The organism is Pseudomonas sp. 02C 26 (genome assembly GCF_002843585.1).
In the GTDB taxonomy this organism is placed as follows: domain Bacteria; phylum Pseudomonadota; class Gammaproteobacteria; order Pseudomonadales; family Pseudomonadaceae; genus Aquipseudomonas; species Aquipseudomonas shirazensis.
The window spans coordinates 3,709,026-3,731,341 of the sequence record NZ_CP025262.1; the positions used below are offsets into that span (position 1 = coordinate 3,709,026).

Genomic DNA, 22,316 nt, shown 5'->3' on the forward strand with positions numbered 1-22,316 from the left:
GGAAGGCAGCTTGACAACGTGCCAACTGGGGTTATTGAATGGTATGAACTAGCGGTTCAACGTTAATGTGATACTACGAAACGGCGTGTAATAGTCCCCGCCGTCAAAACTGAGTCGTGGCGAAAGTGTGAAACGTTCGCCCATTACCAGCCCTTGCAGGAATGCCCTGGGCAACTTTGCCTGTACCCCTTTCTCGGCTTGCTCGGCCGTGACCGGAACGCTGTCGAGAATCACCTCCTCGACCTCGCCCGTTGCCGTCAGGCCGCTGGCTACCAGCGTCAGCAGTTGGCCTTCTTTGCCGAACAGCCAGGTCCCCAATGTCAGGTCGGCACCCGCAGCAGGAACCCTCGACAGTGACAGCCCCCCCGCATCGGCCTGGGTACAGTTGATCTGCGGGTAGTTGGCGCTGGGCACCGGCGTGATCCGAAGGTTGTACGGCAGCGAGTCGACATGGCCGTTAGCACCGATCAACCGGTAGAACACCGGAAAACGCCTGGACTCGTCCCGGTCACCGCGGCCAAAGTTCGCCGGTACATAGTCTTGCGGAATGAGGAAGCGCAGCGGGTTGGCCTCGCTGACCGGCGCCTTGGCGACATACTGGCCCAGCGCTGACTGGCCCATCCAGTGAACTTCGGCTCGCTCGCCCGGGGCCAGGGTGTCTGGGGGCACCACCACATAGACTCCGCCTCGGGCCTCGAGAGCGGGTATCCGGCCAGAGCCAGGCGCGCTTTCCGGGATGGCACTTCGGACATCAGCGGCAAGCAAGGTGCGTATCAATGCCACATCGATCAGCAGCTCCCTGGAGCCCAGGTTGCCGCCCTCGCGCCCATACTGGTAGGTCAAGCGCACGCTCGCGCCCGCGTTGTGCACCAGGTTTTCGGCAGGCACTCGGAAATACATCGAATCCGCCGTCACGCTGCTGAGGTCTACCCGCGCCGCCTGGATCAGGTCACCCGCCGGGCTACGCCAATGCAGCACGACATGGTCCGCCACAGCCATCCCCGGATAACCTGGCACGCGAAGGGTCAAACCGTTGCGAAAGCGTGCCGGGTCCAACGGCTCGCCCTCGGTGTGGCCCTCGATGGCGGGTGCATCGAGCAGGCCGGGGAGCGTTGCGCTCGAGTCGATCTTCCAGCGCTGCGCAGGCGAGTCCAGGCTGCTACCGTCAGCCAGGGCAATGCGGTAATGGCCTTCTACACATCCGTCTTCGAGGAAACTGAACCAGTTCTTGGGAACGTTGGCGGACAGCGGCTTCTTGTCGAAATGGTCTTTGTCCACCGTCAGCACAGTCGACCAGTCATCGTCCTCGACCCCATCTTCGTCGTACCCCACCAGCTTCACGGTGATCTTGTCACCGACCTGCATGGCCTGGTACGGCGCGACCACCAGCGTGATGACCCCATTGGAGGGCAACGCCCGTGGCTGCAGGGTCAGGTCATGCGAGGGCAAGGCATGCAGCACCGACAGGGTTTCCGCCGCGGGCTTTGGACGCAGGCCCAGGTAGCAGATCTTGCGCAGTGATTCCGGCCCTTCGTTGACGCTATAGGAATACACCGCCAGCCCCCCTGCGGCGGCGCGAATATCTTCATTCTTGATAATGACTGGATGACCGCTCACCAGATCATCCGGGCCCACCTGACGTACGGCCCCGACATCGTCGAACGGCTCGCCGCTGATACTGGCGCCTATCCAACGCGGCCGGAGCAAGTCACCATCTTGCATACCGGTATATTTGATATAGGTCAGCAGGTCCTGGTTACCCAACGCATCCAGGTCCAATTCATTCGATTCATTCAAATCAGGAACTGACGGTTCTTCGAGCCCTGCCGTCTGTTGCACACTCATGTTTAGCGACCTCAAATCAGAGACGGAACTTATTCAACCGCCGCATCGCCAGCGGTTGCCGGGCCTCAGTTATAAGCCGGGTTGAATGAGTCGAACAGCTAGCACAACTACTAGGCTGCTCACGGTGAACTCACCAGCCCTCTGGATTCGCCAGCTTGCGGCCAGCCTGCGCGCACCTGTGAATGTTACGAGGTGCGCACCCAGTCAAACTCTCCTAGCCTGCCAATCTTCAAACAGCGCTGCACGGCACCCGCCAATTGTGCTCACACAGCCCCTGCACGCACGTGTGAACCAAACTTTTAATTCACGAGGTTAGTGTTTCATGACCCATAACAACGCACGCTTGCAATCTGCGGTGATCATCGTCAGCGATCCCGATCAAGATTCAAAGATTCTCAATATCCCGGCAGATGCCAACGGTCGAACCTTCACACTGGACCTCACCCGAGGCAATACCCAACTGGGCAGACCGCGCAAGATTCAAATGGACGACTTACCGTCCGCCACACGCATCACACTCGCGTCCAGACACCTGAACAGTGACGGTACACCACAGTGGTGGATGCGTTTAAAAACCACTCACCAGACTTCAAAGTTGGACAGCCATGACGTCGATTACTTCGTTAATGGTTATCTGGCGAACGACTTTATCAAGGAAGGCCTGGGCATCGTCGTCGATGCAAAGACTGAAAATAATATAACCCGCGACACCCTCGGCAAAGTCACCGTCGACACGTCCCCTGTCCCCCCCACCCACTGAGCTGAGTGGTTTCACCTGGAGCACTGTATGTCTCTGCATTCAAATGCCTTCAACTTCATGAGTTTCGTTCAGGGCAGTGTCGACCCACGCACCGGCCAATATGCACTGGGCATCGACTTGCCGGCACTCAACCCCAACGCATTGTGCGGCCCCGATCTGCCCCTGCAGTTGAGCTTCAACCCGATGAACGAACGCAACAGCGGCTTCGGCATCGGCTGGAGCCTGAAACTGACCCGCTTCAGCCTCGCCGATGGCATGCTCGAGCTGCACACCGGCGAAAGCTTCAAGGTCGCCGATAACGGCCCTGGGCAAACCGCAGTCATCGCGGAGCGCAAACTGGAAAGCTTCCAGTTCAGCAACATCAGCGAAGGCGAACACAAGCGCTTGCGCATTGCCCATAAATCGGGCCTTGTCGAAATCCTCGAACCCCAGGGCCCAGGCTTCGACGTGGCCCTGCCGGTGCGGGTACTGGCGCCCTCCGGGCATGGCGTCGACCTGACGTATCAAGTCCTCAACGGCCAACCGCGCCTGGCGACGATCAGCGACGACAGCCAACGCACCCTGCTGAGCATCGACTACAGCGGCAACGCCCGGGTACTGCTCGACCTGCACCCCGCGACCGACGCCCATGCCCGCTTCACCCTGGGCCTGGAAGGCGACCAGCTGACCCGGATCACCCTGCCCGGCACCGACCAGGCGGGCTGGGACTTCACCTATCGAACCATTGGCGGCTTGTACTACCTGACTCGCTTGGCCAACCCCATCGGTGGCGTCGAGACGGTGGCCTACAAGGAAGACGGTCACGCGCTTCCGGGGGTCGCACGCACGCTGCCCTATGCCGCCGAACACATTCTCCAGCCTGACCCGCTGGATGAATCCACCCACATGAAGAACACCTACACCTTCAGCAGCAACAACTTTCTCGGCTATGGCGCCGGCGTCACCTGGTCGGACCAGGGCGAGGACAACCTCTACAAGTCGACCCAGGCCAACTTCAGCTACGACTCCACCGCCAGCCATTACCTCGATGGCCAGGTACTGCGCACCGTCAAGCGCAGCTTCAACCGTTTCCACCTGATGACCGAACAGGTCACTACCCAACAAGGCTGCATTGAAACCGTCACCACCACCTACCATGAACTGCCCAACCTGCAGTTCGCCGACCAGCCGAACTTCTTCCAGTTGCCGCACACGGTGACCAAGACCTGGACCCTGCAGGGCAACTCGCAGGACCGGCGCGCGGAAACCCTGCAAACCCGCTATGACGCGTTTGGCAACCTGATCGAAGAGATCAACGCCAATGGCATGCGCACCGTGCGCGAGTACTATCCCAGGACGCAAAGCGACGGCTGCCCGGCGGACCCGGAAGGCTTCGTGCGCAACCTCAAATGCGAGACGGTCTACCCCGCCCCGGTCGACGACGACACGCTGCCCGCTGCGGCGATCAAACGTAATCGCTATCGCTATGCGCTGCTCTCTGGCCTGAGCCAGAACACTCGTCAGGCGCTGCCTGAAGGCTGGCTCGCACTCGCGCAGGAGGACACCTTCGAGGTCACCCTCGATCAGGCCAAGGAACACGAAGCGCTGTTGCACAGCAACCGTCGCAGCTACCTGAACCTGCCCGACAAGCCCCATCTGCACGGTCGCCTCGACCAGCATCAGTTCAGCATGAACGGCGTTTCCGCCAGCCGCCGCTGGCGCTATGAGCTGGTCGATGACCCTGCCGGGCAATCGACCTGGCTGCAGACACGCGAGACCTACAGCGCGCCATGCGGCACCCTGGAGACCACCACCCGTTCGGCGCAGTCGATCATCAGCGGCCATCTGGTCGAAGACCAGGACACCCTCGGTGTGGTCACCCGCTACCAGTACGATGTGCTCGATCGCTTGGTCGAGCAGACCTCCGCGCCCGATGACCCGACCTACCAGGCCACCCGCCGCTTCGCTTACCCGATCCTGCAAGAAGACCGCCGCACGCGCAGCTGCGAGGAAGTCACCGACGCCAAGGGGGTGCTCACGCGCATCGTCTACGACGGCCAGAACCGCCAGATCAGGGAAGAGCGCGAAGTCGCCATGCCAGGCGACCCGCAACAGCGTCTGAAGTACACCGTGTCGACCATGCGCTACGACTCGGTCGGCCGTCTGGTCGGTGAAACCTTCCATGACTATCCGACGCAGCCAGCGGATGCCCGGGCGCTGACCCCGGACGTCACCCTGAGCTATAGCTACGGTTACGACGGCTGGGGCCGCCGCAGTGAAGTGACCCGTCCAGACGGCGTCAGGGAGCTGACCCACTTCACACCGTTCGGCGACGGTGGCGACCGTCTCAGCCACTGGTCCGAGAGCCCGGATGCACCCGGGGTCAAGCAACAGCTGCGGGTCAGCCAACTCAATGCGTTCAACAAGCCGGTGTTCGAGTACCGCCAGCTCGAGCAGGGAGACCAGCCAGCGCTCCAGGTGGGGCGTAAGGACTTCGTCTATGACGGGCTCGGCCGCTGCGTCCAGGACACCTTCAGCTTCACTGACAACAGCACCCAGGCAGTACGCCGCGTGACGCAATACACCTATGACGTCTGGGGCCGAATGGTCGAGACCGTGCGTCCGGATGGCAGCGCCCTGATCCGTCACTTCGCCGCGCAGAGCGCCAGTGAACTGACCACCGCCTTGCAGGTGCGCAAAAGTGCCGGCAGCGACGCCGAGACGGTCTGCGAGCGTGCCTTTGACGGCCTGGATCGGCTGGTCAAGGTCAAGGTTGGCCCGCGCCTCGAAGAATACGATTACCGCAGCACCACCCCGCTGGTGGAGAAGCGCACGAGCTACAGTCTCGAGCGCACTGGCAAGGGCCTGCGCAAGCGGGTGATCGGCTACCAGTACCTGCCGCAGTTGACCGTGCAGCCGACCCACGTCAGCGCCCGGATCGAAGTGGAGGGTCAAAGGGCGCCCAGCAGCGAACTGCAGGCCAATTATGCCTACGACGCGGTGAGCGCAGAGATTGCCAGTGCCGCCAATGCCAGCGTTAGCCGCGAATACCACTACTCCGCTCAGGGCCACCTGCGCGCAGAAACCTGGAAAGTCGCCGACCAGCAACAGCATCACAACGCCTACCGGCACTCGCTGCAAGGGCGAATCCAGGCCCGCGAGCACTCCGATGGTCACGACTGCCACTATGCCTATGACAGCCTCGGGCGCGTCACCCGCATGGACCAGGGCAGCCTGCACTGTACCTTCGGCTACAACAGCGAAGGCTTGCTCGCCTCCACCACCACCCGCGACAGCGACAATGCCGATCGCCAGGTGCAGTGCACGCTGACCTACGACGCGCTGGGCCGCGAGGTTACCCGCACACTGAGCGTCAATGGCAGCGAACAGCAGGTGGTCAACCTGACATGGCTGGACAACGACCTGCTCGCGAGCCGTACCTTGCACCGCGCTGGCAAACAGGTGCGCAAAGAGACTTTCGAGTACGATGAGCTCGATCGCCTGGTCGAGCATTACTGTGACGGCGAGGCACTGCCGCGCAATGCCAAGGGGCGGCCGATCAGTCTGCAGCAGTTCCGATTCGACGAACGAGACAACCTCACCCGCTGCGTAACCCAATTCGCCGATGGCACCAGCGACCGAGCCGACTTTACCTACGCGACGGATGGCAGCTTCAAGCTGACCAAAGTGACCCATCGCCTGCTTGAGGATTACCCCGCAGAGCAAGCGTTCGACTACGACGAATTCGGCAACATGCTCAATGACGAGCAGGGGCGCAAGCTTGAATACGACACCCTCGGCCGCCTGCAACGGGTGCTGGAGGTCGACGGTGTGACTCCGTTGGTCGAGTACCAGTACGATGGCCATGATGAGCTGGTGGGCTCGCTGCACGGCGGCACTCGCCAGGTCGACCGGCGCTTCCTAGGTCAGCAATTGCACTGCACCTCGCAAGACGATGTGCTGACCCACTACCTGTATGCCGGCATCCAACCGCTGGGGGTGCAGCACTACCCCGCCGATGCCGACGCCACGCAACTGCTGCTCAGCGACTTGTCGGGCAGCGTCATCGGCGAATGCGATGCGCAGGGCACCCGCCACGCAGACTATAGTGCCTACGGCGAACGGCCTGATGACAATGGCATGCGTAGCCTGCTGGCGTTCAACGGCGAAGCCCGTGAAGAGGCGCTTGGCTGGTACCTGCTGGGCAACGGTTATCGTGCCTACAACCCAGGCTTGATGCGCTTCCACAGCCCGGACTCGCTGAGCCCCGAAGAGGCCGGCATCAACCCCTACCTGTATGCACTGGGCAACCCGGTCAACTGGCGTGACCCCACCGGGCACCGGTCCGAAGGCGTCTCGCCGGATCGCGATCCACCGTCGTATGTCGATCCGCCGGAGAAGCCGAAGACACCGTGGGGCGCATGGATCGGCGTAGGCATCGCCGCCTTGATGCTCGGCGTGGCGGCTTTCACCATGCCGTGGACCGCACCGGCGACCATTGGCCTCACGCTGAGCTATGTTGCCGGTCTGGGCGGGGTGGCAGCCAACGCAGCGGCGCTCGGCATCCAGACCTACACCGCAATTACCGGAGATGACAACGCCAACCTGACCTACATCGCCTACGGGCTCAGTTTCATCGGCGGCTTCATCGGGGCTGCGGGGATCAGTAGCACTCGCACTGCACTTGGCGCAGTCAAGGCGGCGCAGTCTGCGAAAGCCGCGGCCAGTTACCAAGCGGCGAAAGAAGCCTTGTTCGACAAGGTCTCCAAGTTCGCCGCGGCCACGAGCAAGGTCAAAGGTAATGCGCCAGCGGGGCAGTCGAGGTCGCCGAGTCTGAGTGGATCCACCAGAAGCTCGATCGCCAGCTTGCCCGAGCCCAGCGCAGGCATGGGAAGCAGAACCGGTTCACAAAGTTCGTTAGAGCTGGACCTGGAGGTGTTCGACAACGCTTCCAGTCCGTCACCAGCCGCTTCCCCGGCACTCTCGCGCGCGAGCTCAGCGTCGAGCTTCAATCCGGTAGCATACAGTGGCCATACAACTGCCACACGATGGGAGGTATGCCCATGGAGACCAGTGCCCGCTGACTTGGCCCAAGTGGGTGTGGGGCAACGCATCGCCTACAGACGTAACCACCAGCAATGGAGAATCGAAAATAACTATCCCTAAGGGTTGTCGAGCCTGAACACCCTCTGCGCCATGCAGCGGTAGTCCATATCGCTACGTAGACTACTCCACTGCGAACCAGAGAAATTGCCTACATCCCCCCTTCCGGCGCCAGCCTAACCTAGCGCCCTCGAACCCGATGTACCTGCCGCTGAGGCGGTCGGTACATCGCGGTTCCCCCCACGCTCCAGCCACCACTCACCGATCCGCTGCGATCGGTAGTGCATGCAGTTCAGGATCCTCCCATGTCCCGACTTGACTGGCGCAGGCCTCTGCCGTCGCGCCTGCGCATCGCCCTGCTTCCACCCTTTACGGGCAGTTGCCTGACCTTGGTGCTGAGCGCACCCGCCCTTGCCGAAAGCCCCTCTTCGCAGTTCCAGGCAGGCTTCATGCGCCAACCACCCGGCCAGGCGGCCGAAGCGGGTGCGCTTGCCCTGCAAAGCCTGGCGGCGGATACCCCGCTGACCCCTGGGCGCTATCGGGTGGCACTGCTGGTCAACCTCACGCCCGTCGAAACGCGCGAGATCGAATTTCGTCAGTCTGCCACGGGCAAAGCGTTGCAGGCCTGCCTGACCCGCGACCTGTTGCGCGCCCTGAACCTGCGCGAGCAGGCGCTGGAAACGCCCTTGCCCGATGACGATCGCTGTATCGACCTGGCAGCGCTGATCCCCCAGGCGCGGGTTGATTTCGATCCGTCGCAGCTGCGCTTGTCGCTGTCGATCCCACAGATTGCCCTGCGCCAGGATCGCTCCAGCACCGTGACGCAAGAACGCTGGAACACCGGCATCCCGGCCGCCTTCATCAACTACCAGGCGTCTGCCCAGCACAGCAGCCGGCGCGACGGGCGCAACACCCACAGCCAGGACCTCAACCTCAACAGCGGGCTCAATCTGGGGGCCTGGCGCCTGCGCAGCCAGCAGTTCCTGCGCGAGGATGAACAGGGCCGGCGCCGCTGGACCCGCACCGACACCTACGCCCAGCGCGACCTGCCGGGCCTGTATGCCAACCTCACCCTGGGTGAAACCTTTACCAGCGGCGACATGTTTCGCTCCTTCGCCTTCTCCGGCGCGCGCCTGGCCTCCGACCAGGGCATGCTGTCCGATACCCTGCAACAGTACGCCCCGGTGATCCGCGGTGTGGCACAAACCCGGGCCAAGGTCGAAGTGCTGCGTAGCGGCTTCCCGATCTACTCGACCTACGTGGCGCCCGGCCCCTACGAAATCGACGACCTGAGTGTCGGCTCCGGCAACGGTGAGCTGGAAATCGTCGTCACCGAGAGCGATGGCCAGGTCAGCCGTTTCATCCAGCCCTATTCATCGATGGGCAGCCTCCTGCGCGAAGGCGTCTGGCGCTACAGCGCCACCGTTGGCAATTATACTGGCGCCAGGCACCTCGACGAGCCGCGCTTCTGGCAGGGCACGCTGGCGCGCGGCGGCGCCTGGGGCACCACCCTTTATGGCGGCCTGCTTGTCAGTGACCACTACCGAGCCGATGTGCTGGGCATGGCCCGCGACTTCGGCGAGCTGGGCGCGTTTTCGCTGGATGTCACCCAGGCCAATACCGACCTGGGTAGCACCCTGGGCCACGTCCAGGGGCAAAGTTACAGCCTGCGTTACGGCAAGACCTTCCAGACCCGCACCAGCCTGCGCTTCGCCGGCTACCGCTACTCCACCGAGGGCTACCGCGACTTTGACGAAGCGGTCCAGCAGCGCTTCGCCGACGCGCGCTTTGCAGGCAGCCGGCGCAGCCGGGTCGAAGCCTCGCTGTACCAGAACCTTGGCCGCAGCAGTTCGCTGAGCCTGACCCTGTCGCAGGAAGACTTCTGGCACAGCAATCAGCAACGCCGTCAGTATCAGTTGCAGTACAACACTCGCGTGGACAAGCTGGGGGTCAACCTCTTCGCCTCGCAATCGCTCAGTTCGCGCAACACCGACAGCCGCCAGTTCGGGGTCAGCTTGAGCCTGCCGCTGGACTTTGGCCGCCGCCCGCATACCGCTTCGTTCAACCTGCAACACGTCGATGGCAAGTCCACCGAGCGGGCGAGCCTGCAGGGCGGCCTGCTGGATGATCGCCTCAGCTACCATGCTTCGCTCAACAACGATCAGAACCAGCACCAGAACGGCGCCGTATCCCTCGCTTATCAGGGCAGCCAGGCCAGCTTCGGCGCAGGTTACAACGAGTCACGCCAGCAACGCAGCCTGTCCCTGAACGCCAGCGGTGCGGTACTGGTGCATGCCGACGGTATCGCCTTCGGCAGCTATCTGGGCGAAACCCCGGCCCTGGTCCATGTACCCGACGTCGCCAACGTCGGCGTACAGAACGCGTCCTCGGCTCGCACCGACGCCCAGGGCTATCTGCTGGTCTCGCACCTGAACCCATATCGGATCAATTCGCTGGTGCTGGACACCGACCAGCTGTCGCCCGAGGTCATCATCGACAATGCCAGCCAGCAGGTGGTGCCGCGCCGGGGCGCGGTGATCAAGGCCCGTTTCGATGCCCGCAAGGTGCTGCGGATGGTGCTGACCCTGCATCAGCCCGACGGCCGCCCGCTGCCCTTCGGTGCCCAAGTCAGCAATGCCCAGGGCGAGGTACTGGGGAGCGTCGGCCAAGCCGGGCAAACCCTGCTGGCCATCACCGAACCCGGGCTGCAGCAGCTGCAGGTGCGCTGGGGCGACAGCGCTATTCAACACTGCCAGGTGATGCTGGATGCGCAAACGATGCCGTACAGCGACGGCTATCGCCTGCAAACGCTGGCGTGCCTGCCGCACTCCCCTGACGACGCCGCCCCGGCCTCCGCTACCCTCTTACAGGAACAAACCTCATGACTTCTGCGCTGCGCAGTACCCTGCGTCCCCTCGTGCTGATCCTGGGCAACCTTGCGCTCGGGCTGGCCTCGACCAACGCCTACGGCAGATGCACATTTGGCACCGGTGGCGCCTACATGACCTTCGTCAAAGACATGGGCAGCTTCTGGATCCCTCGCGACGCCCCGGTCGGCACCGTCATTGGCAAAGCACGATTATTCGCTCGCAATAACGAGAGCACGACGCTGGAGTGTTTTTATAATGCCGCCACCCCAGTCACCGCCAGGTTGCCCAACACTGCACCGCTGTTCAGCGGCAGCCTGCCACCGGTCGAAGGCAAGAACGTTGATGGTTACGTGCTGCAAACCAATATCCCAGGCGTCGGTGTGTATATCGATTTGGGATATCCCTACGATGGCAGCAGCACCAATAGCTTCAGCCCGGACGCTGTCAACGCAGTCCCCTACTCTGGCGCCATGAGGACCATGACCAGCTTCCCCGCGTCACTGAGCACCATCAATGGCGAGGCGGTATTCATCAAGACCGGCGACATCGCCGCGGGGCCGCAGCGGATCGCTGGAGAGATGTTCCATGGGATTGTCCACGACCTGGGCAAAGTGCTGGACTACCGGCTCACGGCGACGGTCACTCGCGCGCAATGCTCCCTCAAAGCCGATGCGGTGAGTGCCGACCCGGTGTTGCTGGGTGATCACAAGGTTGAAGACTTCAAGGGCGTCGGCACGTACACGCCGTCCGTACCCTTCCATATCACCCTAAACGATTGCCAGGACAGCAGTGTGCCCGGCGCCACCCGTGCGGATGTCCATGTGTATCTCGACGGTGCCAAAGGCTCTCGGGTAATCGACCCTGATCAAGGCGTGTTCAGCCTGACGAGCACGTCGGACGATATCGGCCTGGGTATTCAACTATTGCGCAGCGACGGCTCGCCGATGCCGCTGCAAGCCGATCAGTTGATGAAAGCCCTGGACATCGGCCTCACCCGCCTGGATTTTCAGGCACGCTATATTCAGATCGACCCGCGGGTGAAACCGGGCGTGGGTGAAGGCGCGTTGAACTTCACCATCACCTACCGCTGAGCCCTACACGCCCCTGATTCAGGGGCGCCGGCGCAGCCACTGGGTCAGCGTGAAAAAATCCAGACGCAAAAAAGGGGACCAGAGGTCCCCTTTTTCGTACTACGTTTGGAGCGGGAAACGAGACTCGAACTCGCGACCCCGACCTTGGCAAGGTCGTGCTCTACCAACTGAGCTATTCCCGCAATGTAAAGCGTGCTTCTGTCGGCGTGACCGGCGTACTGCCCTTCACCACCGCTGTTACGTCATGAACGCCACAGTTTGAAAAACTGGAGCGGGAAACGAGACTCGAACTCGCGACCCCGACCTTGGCAAGGTCGTGCTCTACCAACTGAGCTATTCCCGCAAATGGCGTCCCCTAGGGGACTCGAACCCCTGTTACCGCCGTGAAAGGGCGGTGTCCTAGGCCACTAGACGAAGGGGACAATGCCGACGCTTTGCAGCGCACCAGGTACAAGCCCTGGATTTCTTTTTTCGAGCCCTGCCGTGAGGCAAAACCCTGAAAACTGGAGCGGGAAACGAGACTCGAACTCGCGACCCCGACCTTGGCAAGGTCGTGCTCTACCAACTGAGCTATTCCCGCAATGGCGTCCCCTAGGGGACTCGAACCCCTGTTACCGCCGTGAAAGGGCGGTGTCCTAGGCCACTAGACGAAGGGGACACGCTACATCTTCACTATTTATCACTGACTTGCTGCATCTGGCGGTTAGCTTTCCGCTGCAAGTGGCGCGCATTCTAGGGATGCCTTCGAAAGCCGTCAACCCCTTTGTATAAATTTATTGAAATCAATGACTTCGGCGCTGGCTGCGCAGCTATATAGGTAGCGGCCGGGGATTGGCGTTGATTTTCTGACAGCAGCCCGGCAAGCTCGCAGCAAAGTGCCACTAGCGATCGACTGCACTGCAGTTTTTGCCGTGCAAGCCGACACAGGATACAGGCATCGTGCCTGGCGTCCGCCAAGCTGCACTGTTCGCCCTCCAGCGAACTCACTACACTCATTGCAGCAAAACTTATTCATGAGGCGTTAACGGTGACACCACTTCTGATCACTCTGCTCATCGTTGCCGGCATTGCCCTGCTGATCGTTATCGGCTACCTCAACAATGTGGTCGAGAACAGCAAGCTCGAACGCGCACGGCTGAAAATCGAGCTGGCCGAACGTGCCCGCCGCTGTGGCGAAATCAACGAGACGTTCCCCGGGCAGCTGATGAACCCGGCGCTGAAGCTGTTGATGACGCGCCTGGAACACAACGTCACGCAGCGCCAGCTGGCAGTGGACAAGAACAGCGCCCTCCTGAAAGCGCGCCTGGCCGAGCTGGAAGGTTTGATTGCACTGGGCGACAAGCTGCCGGTGAACAATCCACCGAGCCCGATCCAGACCGAAGTCAAAGCCAAGGATGTGCGTTTCCTACTGGAAGCACTGCACAACCAGATCGTGCGTGCCACCCAGGAAGGCTTCCTGGCCAGCAACGAGGGCAAGTACTGGGTCAAGGAAATCCGCCATATCCTGGTGCTGCTGCACATCGAGTTCTTCAACAACCTCGGCCAGCAGGCACTCCAGCAAAATCAGCCTGGTCAGGCGCGGTTGGCCTTCGAGCGCGGCGTGCAGTACCTGCGCAAGCAGCAGGAGCCCAAGCAGTATGAAGAGCAGTTGACCTACCTGGAGAAGCTGCTGGCCCGCGCCAACGCTATGGTGCTGGACCAGATGGAGCCTGCCGAAAGCGACAACAATGAGTTGACCGAAGGCCTCAAGACCGACGAGGAAGAGACCTGGAAGAAAAAGGTCATCTACGACTGATTGGCATGCTGCATCGGTTGCAACACAGCACAAGGGGCCTGATCAGGCCCCTTGTCGTTTTCAGCAGTCGGTCAATTCCAGAAAGATCTCCGCCAATCGCTCCAGCCCCATCTGATCGGCCTCAGTGAAACGCGCAAGCCTGGGACTGTCGAGGTCGAGCACGCCAATCAGCCTGCCCTCCTTGACCAGCGGAATCACCAGTTCGCTCTGCGATGCACTGTCACAGGCGATATGCCCGGGAAACGCATGCACGTCTTCCACCCGCTGGGTCTGCCAGCTGGCTGCGGCCGCGCCGCAAACGCCCTTGCCGAAGGGAATGCGCACGCAGGCCACTTGCCCCTGGAATGGGCCAAGTACCAGCTCTTCGTCACGGTTGATATAGAAGCCGGCCCAGTTCAGGTCATCCAGCTGGCTGTACAGGAATGCCGAGAACTGCGCGGCATTGGCGATGAAGTCGCGCTCGTCGGCAAACAGCGCCTGCACTTGCGCGGCCAGCAGGTGATAGCCGTCCAGGCCTGCGCCACTGGCATTGAGGTCGATCATTTCAGTTTTGCTCCAGCAATTGCAGGCCGACCCAATAACGGGCGAACTGATAGGCACAGCGGCCGTTACGATTACCGCGCCCGGTGGCCCAGCGCACGGCGAGAATTTCCAGTGCTTCGTCGCGCTGCCATTGCAACCCGGCGGTACTGGCCAGTTGGCCGATCCAGTGCTCGACCACATCGAGGAAGTGCTCCTGGGTGAACGGGTAGAACGACAGCCACAGGCCGAAGCGGTCAGACAAGGCGATCTTGTCCTCCACCGCCTCGTTGGGGTGCAGCTCGCCGTCAACCATCTTCCAGTTTTCGTTGTCGCTCTGCTTCTCTGGCACCAGGTGGCGGCGGTTGGAGGTGGCGTACAGCAGGACGTTGTCCGGCGCCTGCTCCAGCGAGCCATCGAGCACGCTCTTGAGCACGCGGTAGTCGCCCTCGCCTGCTTCAAACGAGAGGTCATCGCAAAACAGCACGAAGCGCTGCTTGAGCTTGCTCAATTGCTCGACCACCCGGGGTAGGTCGGCCAGGTGATCGCGCTCGATCTCGATCAGGCGCAGACCGGCGCCGGCGTGCTCGGCGAGCAAGGCGCGCACCAGCGACGACTTGCCGGTGCCACGCGAGCCCCACAGCAGCGCGTGGTTGGCCGGCAGGCCGTTGATGAATTGATGGGTGTTGCGGCCGAGTTGATCGCGCTGCTTGTCCACCCCGATCAGGTCGGACAGGCGCATGTCCAGGCTGACTTCCAGCGGCATCAGGTAGCCGCTGCGGCCATCGCGCTGCCAACGGGCCGCCAGGGTTATGTCCCAGTCGATCTGCGGGCGCAGCGCGGGCAGCAGCGGTTCGAGCCGGGCGAGCACCGATTCGGCGCGCTCGAGAAAGGCGGTGAGGCGGGGGTCCATGGTGACTCCTGGTTAAAACGGATGCAGGGAAAGGCTGAATGTTTGACAGACCCACCAGTTGCCGAGGTTGATCGGCTATGCTTGCGCAGCGCAGGAGCGCGAAACCGGCTTGGGATCCATGGATATAAAGTTCACCAATCGTCTGTCTTACAAGCAAGCCCGGCTGACTGTCCTGGTCGGCTTCATACTGGGAACATTGCTCAGTCTCATCCAGATCGGTATCGATTATGCCAGCGAAGACGCGTCTATCAACCGCGAAGTGCAGGCATTGCTGCAAATCAGCCACAACCCCGCCTCACGCATCGCCTACAACATCGACACCGAGCTTGCCCAAGAGCTGACCGGCGGCCTGCTGCAATCGCCGGCGGTGATCCGTGCGCGGCTGATCGACAACAATGACACGGTGCTGGCCGATGTGCAGCGCCCGCGCCTGGAAGACCGCTATCGGCTTTTGAGCGACTTTCTGTTCGGCGAGCAACGCCAGTTTCAGGAGCGCCTGCACCTGGCGCAGATGCCCAAGGACTACCTCGGCACGCTGTACCTGGACGTCGACACCTACACCTTCGGCGGGCGCTTTCTCGAGCGCGCCTGGGTCACCCTGCTCAACGGCTTTACCCGCAGCCTGGTGCTGACCGGCATCCTCCTCGGCCTGTTCTACATGATGCTGACCAAGCCGCTGGTGACGGTGATTGCCGCGCTGAGCAACAGCGACCCGCGCCAGCCCCAGCAAACCCGGGTGGATTGCCCGCCCGGGCACGAGTCGGACGAGATCGGCGTGCTGGTCAAGGTGGCCAATCGGCAGTTCGTCAGCATGGCCACCGAGATTCAGCAGCGGCGCGCTGCGGAAAACCGCCTGACCGACTACCTCAACGAACTGGAGGACCGCGTCTCGGCCCGCACCGACGAGCTCAAGGCAAGCAACGATCGCCTCAGCCAGACCAACCAGGACCTTGAAGAAGCACGCCGCCGCGCCCTGGAAATGGCCCAGGCCCGCGCGGCGTTCCTGGCCAACATGAGCCACGAGATCCGCACCCCGCTGAACGGCATGCTGGGCATGATCTCGCTGGCCCTGGACAGCGGCCTGCCGGCCGAGCAGCGCCAACAGCTGTCGATCGCCCATGATTCCGGCAAGGTGCTGGTCGAACTGCTCAACGATATTCTAGACCTGTCCAAATTCGACGCCGGCCAGCTGGAGCTGGAGCGCATCCCGTTCGACCTTGGCGCGATGGTCGAAGACACCGCCAACCTGCTGTCGCAGAACGCCGCCGCCAACGTCGAGCTGACCTGCCTGATCGCCAGCCAGTTTCCCAGTACCGTGCTCGGCGACCCAACGCGGGTGCGCCAGATCGTCAGCAATCTGCTGTCCAATGCGCTCAAGTTCACCCGCTTTGGCCGTGTCGATGTGCGCCTGTCGCCAATTGTCGGCGGCGTACGCCTGGAAGTCTGCGACACCGGCATCGGCATCCCCGAAGAGGCCCAGGCACGAATCTTTCAGCCGTTCACCCAGGCCGGTGCCGGCATCACCCGCCAGTACGGCGGCACCGGCCTGGGCCTGGCCCTGACGCGCAACCTGTGCAAAGCCATGCAAGGCCACCTGCATATCCAGTCAGCCGCAGGCTTTGGCAGCCGTTTCAGCGCCGACCTGCCGCTGCTGACCCACACCGAAGCGATTCCCGCCGCGCCGCTGCGTGGACGCGTGGTGGTCCTGAGCAAGGCCGGCAGTGGCCTGGCCGAGCTGCTGAGCAGCAACCTGCCTGGCTGGAGCCTGGACTATCAACAGCACGAAAGCGCCAGCACGCTGCAGCCAGGCGCATTCGAGCTGTTGATCACCGATGACCTCGAGCAACTGCTCGCGCTGCGCCCGCAATTCGCTGCGCCGATTCTGCTGGTCACAGCCTACGGCAACTTCCTCCCCTCCGAGCGCGCCGGCGAGCTGGCTCCGCTGGTGCAGCTGGCTCGGCCGTTGGCGCGCAACGCGCTCTACCAGACGCTGCGGCGGATGCTCCAGGGCGAACAGGCCCACACCGCTCCCGTGCAGGCTTCGCCCAACGCCCTGCAGCACCGCGCACGAGTGCTGCTGGTCGAAGACAATCCAGTCAATCAACTAGTGGCCAAGGGCATGCTGGGCAAGCTCGGCTGCCAGGTGCTGGTCGCCAGCCAAGGCGCCGAGGCCCTGGAAATGCTCGAACGGGAAACCGTCGACATGGTCCTGATGGACTGCAACATGCCGGTCATGGACGGTTACGAAGCCAGCCGGCGGATTCGCCAGAGCGGACGTTGGCAACAATTACCCATCGTCGCCCTGACCGCCAATGCCATGCCGGAAGAGCGCGAGCGCTGCCGCGCCGCCGGCATGGATGACTACCTGGCCAAGCCGTTTCGCCGCGAAGACCTGCTCGCACTGATCGAACACTGGGTGCCGCTCAAGGGTTGAGCAGTTTCTCCACCGCAGCCTGTAACGCCTGCGGCTTGGTGGTCGGAGCAAAGCGGGTGACCTTGCCGCTGACCGGGTCGAGCAGGAACTTGGTGAAGTTCCACTTGACCTTCTCGGTGCCAAGCAGGCCCGGCGCGCGTTTTTTCAGCTCGACGAACAGCGGATGAGTGCCTGGGCCGTTGACGTCGATCTTGCGCATCAACGGGAAACTGACGCCAAAGCGTGCTTCGCAGAACGAGGCGATTTCGCGGGCATCGCCGGGCTCCTGCTTGCCGAACTGATTGCAGGGAAAGCCCAGCACCACCAGGCCCTGCCCGCGATAGTCGCGCCATAGCTGTTCCAGGCCCTGATACTGCGGGGTGAAGCCGCACTGGCTGGCGGTGTTCACCACCAGCAGCGCCTTGCCGGCGAAGTCGCCGAGCAGCTTGTGCTCGCCGCTCAAGGTCACGCAGGGGATGTTCAGCAAAGAATCGTCCATGGTCGCTCTCCGGTCAGTCACGCGGCTTGAAGTCCAGACACACCGAGTTGATGCAGTAGCGCAGCCCGGTCGGCGGCGGGCCGTCAGGGAACACATGACCCAGGTGCGCATCGCACTGGGCGCAGGTGACTTCAGTACGGATCATGCCGTGAGTCGTGTCACGGATTTCGATCATCGCGCTGTCGGCAATCGGCGCATAGAAGCTTGGCCAGCCACAGCCGGAATCGAACTTGGTGGTCGAGTCGAACAGGTCAGCGTTGCAACAGATGCAGGTGTACACACCGTCGGCCTTGTGGCTGTTGTACTTGCCGCTGAACGGGCGCTCGGTGCCTTTCAGGCGACACACCTGATACTGCTCGGGGTCGAGCATGGCGCGCCATTCATCCAGGGTTTTGTCGATCTTTTGCATGTTGTCACCTCGGCAGGCTGAATTTCACCTCGCACCGGCTTTTCCACGGCGCGGGTGGCACGTATATTAGTTGGCTTCGTGCGCAAGGCTCCAAGTCTGGCACCCGCGCCGCGCCCTTACAAACCTTTCGACGGCGACGCGTCCGCGACTTCTCAATCGGGATCACATCATGCAGTTCAGCAAATCGAACAAGCTGGCCAATGTCTGCTACGACATTCGCGGCCCTGTGCTCAAGCACGCCAAACGCCTGGAAGAGGAAGGCCACCGCATCCTCAAGCTGAACATCGGCAACCCGGCGCCGTTTGGCTTCGAGGCGCCGGATGAAATCCTCCAGGACGTGATCCGCAATCTGCCGACCGCCCAGGGCTACAGCGACTCCAAAGGCCTGTTCAGCGCGCGCAAGGCAGTCATGCAGTACTGCCAGCAAAAAGAGATCGAAGGCGTCACCATCGAGGACATCTACCTTGGCAACGGCGTCTCCGAGCTGATCGTGATGTCGATGCAGGCGTTGCTCAACAATGGCGACGAAGTGCTCATCCCGGCACCGGACTACCCGCTGTGGACCGCCGCAGTAAGCCTGGCCGGCGGCAACCCGGTGCATTACCTGTGCGACGAGCAGGCCGACTGGTTCCCGGACCTGGCCGACATCAAGGCCAAGATCACCCCCAATACCAAGGCGCTGGTGATCATCAACCCGAACAACCCTACCGGCGCGGTGTACTCCAAAGAGATGCTGCTGGGCATGCTCGAACTGGCTCGCCAGCACAACCTGGTGGTGTTCTCCGACGAGATCTACGACAAGATCCTCTACGACGAAGCCGTGCACATCAGCACCGCCGCGCTCGCCCCGGACCTGCTCTGCCTGACCTTCAACGGCCTGTCCAAGTCGTACCGGGTGGCGGGCTTCCGCTCCGGCTGGCTGATCATCTCCGGGCCCAAGCACAACGCCCAGAGCTACATCGAAGGCATCGATATGCTGGCCAACATGCGCCTGTGCGCCAACGTGCCGGCCCAGCATGCGATCCAGACTGCCCTGGGTGGTTACCAGAGCATCAATGACCTGATCCTGCCGCCAGGCCGCCTGCTCGAGCAGCGCAACCGGACCTACGAGCTACTCAACGACATCCCGGGTGTCAGCTGCGTCAAGCCGATGGGCGCGCTGTATGCGTTCCCGCGGATCGACCCGAAGGTCTGCCCGATCCTCAACGACGAGAAGTTTGCCCTCGACCTGCTGCTCTCCGAGAAGCTGCTGATCGTCCAGGGCACTGCGTTCAACTGGCCGTGGCCGGACCACTTCCGGGTGGTTACGCTGCCGCGCGTGGATGACCTGGAGCAGGCCATCGGCCGCATCGGCAACTTCCTGCGCACCTATCAGCAGTGATCCAGCCTTGAGCATGACGGGGCCGCGCTGCGGTCCCGTCTACGGGTGCGGAATTCCCCTTACATCCTGCAACGCTCTCGCCTACAGCTGGGCGAAATTCCTCTGCCATACTCCGCGCTACACAGTTTGAAATAGTCGCCCGGTTGAATCAGCGCGACAGCCCCCTTATATACCCCGCAGTCAGCAAAATTTTCATCCGTCAGGAGAACGTAACAACCATGATGCGCATTCTGTTGTTTGTAGCCACCAACCTCGCGGTGGTGCTGGTTGCAAGCATTACCCTGAGCCTGTTCGGCTTCAATGGGTTCATGGCCGCCAATGGGGTTGACCTCGACCTCGGCCAGTTGCTGGTCTTCTGCGCCGTGTTCGGCTTCGCCGGCTCGCTGATCTCGCTGTTCATCTCCAAGTGGATGGCGAAGATGAGCACCGGCACGCAGATCATCACCCAGCCCCGCACCCGCCATGAGCAATGGCTGTTGCAGACGGTCGAAGAGCTATCCCGCGAAGCCGGCATCAAGATGCCCGAGGTGGGTATCTTCCCGGCTTACGAGGCCAATGCCTTTGCCACCGGCTGGAACCGCAACGACGCCTTGGTCGCCGTGTCGCAAGGCTTGCTCGAGCGCTTCTCGCCCGATGAAGTCCGCGCGGTGCTGGCCCACGAAATCGGCCACGTCGCCAACGGTGACATGGTCACCCTGGCGCTGGTGCAGGGCGTGGTAAACACCTTCGTCATGTTCTTTGCGCGGATCATCGGCAATTTTGTCGACAAGGTGATCTTCAAGAACGAAGAAGGCCGCGGTATCGCCTACTACGTCGCGACCATCGTTGCCGAGCTGATCCTGGGCATTCTGGCGAGCATGATCGTCATGTGGTTCTCGCGCCGCCGCGAGTACCGCGCCGACGAAGCCGGCGCTCGCCTGGCCGGCACCGGCGCCATGATCGCTGCCCTGCAGCGCCTGCGCGTCGAGCAAGGCATGCCGGTGCATATGCCCGACACGCTGAAGGCCTTCGGCATCAACGGCGGCCTCAAGCAGGGCCTGGCTGGTCTGCTGATGAGCCACCCGCCGCTGGAAGAGCGCATCGAAGCGCTGCGCCAACGCGGTTGATAACCCGCCGGGCCGCTGCCAAATGCAGCGGCCTGGCACGTTACATCTCGGACCGCTTCAACGGTGCAAGTGATACACCCTCTCCAACAAGCTGCTCACACCGGCCTGACTGTACTTAGGGCTTTCGGCAATGATCTGCCGGGCCTCCAGCGCATCGACCTGCCAGTCTGCATAGCCTTCCCGCACTTCACGCTCAGCCACTGAAAACGGCGGACCGTCGATACGTGCCTGATCGTACTCAAGGGTCACCAGCAGGCCTTGGGCGCCAGCCGGCAAGCCGTTGCCAAGCAACTGCAGATAGCTGCTACGCATTTCCTGCGGCAAGGCAATCAGCGCCGCACGGTCATACAGCCCGGCGCACTCGGCCAGGTCAGCCGCCTGCAAGTCGAAGATATCGCCACACCAAAGCTCGATTTCCCCGCTGCGCCAGACCTCGAACTGGCCCTGACGGGACACCTCTGGCTGCAGCCCGTTGCCGGCAAAAAACGCCTCGATTGCCTGAGCGGACAGCTCTACTCCACGCACCTGATGGCCCTGCCCGGCGAGCCAGAGCAGATCCAGGCTCTTGCCACACAGCGGCACCAGCACCCGGCTACCAGGCGCCAGTTGCAGGGCCGGCCAATGCGCCTGCAAATAGGGATTTACCTGGCTCTGGTGAAAACCGATCTGGTTGTCTGCCCACTTCTTGTGCCAAAACGCAGCCTGCATGCTTCCTCCTGGTTTTTCGATCAGTCACTGCAAAAACTTATATTGGAAGTCGATCTGAATCTGCTCGAAGATGGCCTCATCTTAGCCTTCAGGACCACCGCCATGTTGCCCAGCCTGTTTATTTCCCACGGCTCTCCAATGCTGGCCCTGCAACCTGGGGCCAGCGGGCCGGCCCTGGCCAGGCTGGCCCGCGAGCTGCCTCGACCTAAAGCCATCGTACTGGTCTCGGCCCATTGGGAGAGCCGCGAGCTGCTAGTCATGAGCAACCCGCAGCCAGCGACCTGGCACGACTTCGGTGGCTTCCCGCCAGCGCTGTATGCCGTTGAATACCCGGCACCGGGTGCGCCCGAGCTGGCCAGTCAGATCAGCCAGCAACTGAGCGCTGCCGGCCTGCCAGCGCGGCTTGATGACCAGCGTCCGTTCGACCATGGCGCCTGGGTACCGCTGTCGCTGATGTACCGCGAGGCCGATATTCCCGTAGTACAGGTGTCGCTGCCCAGCCACGCCGGGCCGGAGCTGCAACAGCGCGTCGGTCAGGCACTGGCCGCGTTGCGCGCAGACGGCATCCTGCTGATCGGCTCAGGCAGCATCACCCATAACCTCGGCGAGCTGGACTGGCACGCTGGGCCAGATGCTGTAGAGCCCTGGGCGCTGGCGTTTCGCGACTGGATCGTGGCCAGGCTGGAGGCGGATGACCGCCCTGCCCTGCTTGACTACCGGCGCCAGGCACCGCACGCGGTACGCAACCACCCGAGCGATGAGCACCTGCTGCCGTTGTTTTTCGCGATGGGTGCAGGGGCGCGCCTTGGCGTGGTCCATCAAGGCTTCACCCTCGGCGCGCTGGGCATGGACATCTATCGCTTCGATTGAGCCTGGGCGTTTTTCAGGCAAAAAAAATCCCCGAATCAATCGGGGATTTTTTTTA

14 protein-coding genes, 5 tRNA genes and 1 pseudogene are annotated in these 22,316 nt (G+C 62.3%); 9 read left to right on the forward strand and 11 right to left on the reverse strand.

Translation table 11 applies throughout. From position 1 onward, the window contains the following. Positions 1-48: 48 nt before the first annotated feature. Positions 49-1,845: a hypothetical protein gene (locus CXQ80_RS16920; protein ID WP_101321533.1), complete on the reverse strand. Its 1,797-nt coding sequence runs from the start codon at positions 1,843-1,845 to the stop codon at positions 49-51. 322 nt (positions 1,846-2,167) lie between these two features. Here CXQ80_RS16920 and CXQ80_RS16925 point away from each other — a divergent pair, with 322 nt between their 5' ends. The 4 genes from CXQ80_RS16925 to CXQ80_RS16940 all read left to right on the forward strand — a co-directional run bounded on the left by CXQ80_RS16925 (position 2,168) and on the right by CXQ80_RS16940 (position 11,648). Then, positions 2,168-2,605: a hypothetical protein gene (locus CXQ80_RS16925; RefSeq protein WP_178080785.1), complete on the forward strand. Its 438-nt coding sequence runs from the start codon at positions 2,168-2,170 to the stop codon at positions 2,603-2,605. Between the two features lie 27 nt (positions 2,606-2,632). Further along, positions 2,633-7,750, forward strand: a complete 5,118-nt coding sequence (locus tag CXQ80_RS16930; protein ID WP_101321535.1) for an RHS repeat domain-containing protein — start codon at positions 2,633-2,635, stop codon at positions 7,748-7,750. Between the two features lie 242 nt (positions 7,751-7,992). After that, positions 7,993-10,572: a fimbria/pilus outer membrane usher protein gene (locus CXQ80_RS16935; RefSeq protein WP_101321537.1), complete on the forward strand. Its 2,580-nt coding sequence runs from the start codon at positions 7,993-7,995 to the stop codon at positions 10,570-10,572. Then, on the forward strand, positions 10,569-11,648 hold the full coding sequence (locus CXQ80_RS16940; protein WP_101321539.1) for a fimbrial protein: 1,080 nt from the start codon (positions 10,569-10,571) through the stop codon (positions 11,646-11,648). The genes CXQ80_RS16935 and CXQ80_RS16940 overlap by 4 nt, the downstream gene beginning before the upstream one ends. A gap of 106 nt (positions 11,649-11,754) precedes the next feature. Here CXQ80_RS16940 and CXQ80_RS16945 read toward each other — a convergent pair. From CXQ80_RS16945 to CXQ80_RS16965, 5 genes are all read right to left on the reverse strand, one after another. Continuing rightward, positions 11,755-11,830, reverse strand: a tRNA-Gly gene (locus CXQ80_RS16945). A gap of 85 nt (positions 11,831-11,915) precedes the next feature. After that, positions 11,916-11,991, reverse strand: a tRNA-Gly gene (locus tag CXQ80_RS16950). 3 nt (positions 11,992-11,994) lie between these two features. Further along, positions 11,995-12,070, reverse strand: a tRNA-Glu gene (locus tag CXQ80_RS16955). 82 nt (positions 12,071-12,152) lie between these two features. Continuing rightward, positions 12,153-12,228 (reverse strand) — tRNA-Gly (locus tag CXQ80_RS16960). A gap of 2 nt (positions 12,229-12,230) precedes the next feature. Then, positions 12,231-12,306: transfer RNA gene (locus tag CXQ80_RS16965), tRNA-Glu, on the reverse strand. 369 nt (positions 12,307-12,675) lie between these two features. On the opposite strand from CXQ80_RS16965, the gene CXQ80_RS16970 reads away from it, so the two are divergent. Then, a complete protein-coding gene (locus tag CXQ80_RS16970) occupies positions 12,676-13,443 on the forward strand; it encodes a hypothetical protein (protein ID WP_101321541.1) in 768 nt (255 codons plus the stop codon). 60 nt (positions 13,444-13,503) lie between these two features. Here the strand turns inward: CXQ80_RS16970 and CXQ80_RS16975 are convergent, their stop codons facing one another. Then, the gene (locus CXQ80_RS16975) at positions 13,504-13,986 is read right to left on the reverse strand and encodes a GAF domain-containing protein (protein ID WP_101321543.1); all 483 of its coding nucleotides are present in this window, start codon (positions 13,984-13,986) and stop codon (positions 13,504-13,506) included. A 1-nt stretch (position 13,987) separates the two neighbouring features. Next, positions 13,988-14,875 carry an ATP-binding protein gene (locus tag CXQ80_RS16980; protein ID WP_101321545.1) on the reverse strand — a complete coding sequence of 296 codons (888 nt, stop codon included), beginning with the start codon at positions 14,873-14,875 and terminating at the stop codon, positions 13,988-13,990. Between the two features lie 77 nt (positions 14,876-14,952). On the opposite strand from CXQ80_RS16980, the pseudogene CXQ80_RS16985 reads away from it, so the two are divergent. Beyond that, positions 14,953-17,309: pseudogene (locus tag CXQ80_RS16985) on the forward strand (response regulator). On the opposite strand, the gene CXQ80_RS16990 reads toward CXQ80_RS16985, so the two are convergent. Both CXQ80_RS16990 and msrB read right to left on the reverse strand, forming a co-directional pair. Continuing rightward, on the reverse strand, positions 17,299-17,787 hold the full coding sequence (locus CXQ80_RS16990) for a glutathione peroxidase (protein ID WP_101321549.1): 489 nt from the start codon (positions 17,785-17,787) through the stop codon (positions 17,299-17,301). The pseudogene CXQ80_RS16985 and the gene CXQ80_RS16990 sit on opposite strands and share 11 nt — an antisense overlap. 13 nt (positions 17,788-17,800) lie before the next feature. Further along, a complete protein-coding gene (gene msrB, locus CXQ80_RS16995) occupies positions 17,801-18,196 on the reverse strand; it encodes a peptide-methionine (R)-S-oxide reductase MsrB (RefSeq protein ID WP_101321551.1) in 396 nt (131 codons plus the stop codon). 169 nt (positions 18,197-18,365) lie between these two features. Between msrB and CXQ80_RS17000 the strand changes: the two genes are divergently transcribed. Next, complete coding sequence (locus CXQ80_RS17000) at positions 18,366-19,577, forward strand: pyridoxal phosphate-dependent aminotransferase (RefSeq protein ID WP_101321553.1); 1,212 nt, start codon at positions 18,366-18,368, stop codon at positions 19,575-19,577. A 218-nt stretch (positions 19,578-19,795) separates the two neighbouring features. Beyond that, positions 19,796-20,683, forward strand: a complete 888-nt coding sequence (htpX, locus tag CXQ80_RS17005; protein WP_101321555.1) for a protease HtpX — start codon at positions 19,796-19,798, stop codon at positions 20,681-20,683. A 57-nt stretch (positions 20,684-20,740) separates the two neighbouring features. On the opposite strand, the gene CXQ80_RS17010 is transcribed toward htpX, so the two are convergent. After that, positions 20,741-21,391 (reverse strand): thiopurine S-methyltransferase, encoded by a 651-nt coding sequence (locus tag CXQ80_RS17010; protein WP_101321557.1) that lies wholly within the window; start codon positions 21,389-21,391, stop codon positions 20,741-20,743. A gap of 102 nt (positions 21,392-21,493) precedes the next feature. On the opposite strand from CXQ80_RS17010, the gene CXQ80_RS17015 reads away from it, so the two are divergent. Next, a complete protein-coding gene (locus CXQ80_RS17015) occupies positions 21,494-22,261 on the forward strand; it encodes a class III extradiol ring-cleavage dioxygenase (protein ID WP_101323082.1) in 768 nt (255 codons plus the stop codon). The last annotated feature ends 55 nt before the right edge of the window (positions 22,262-22,316 follow it).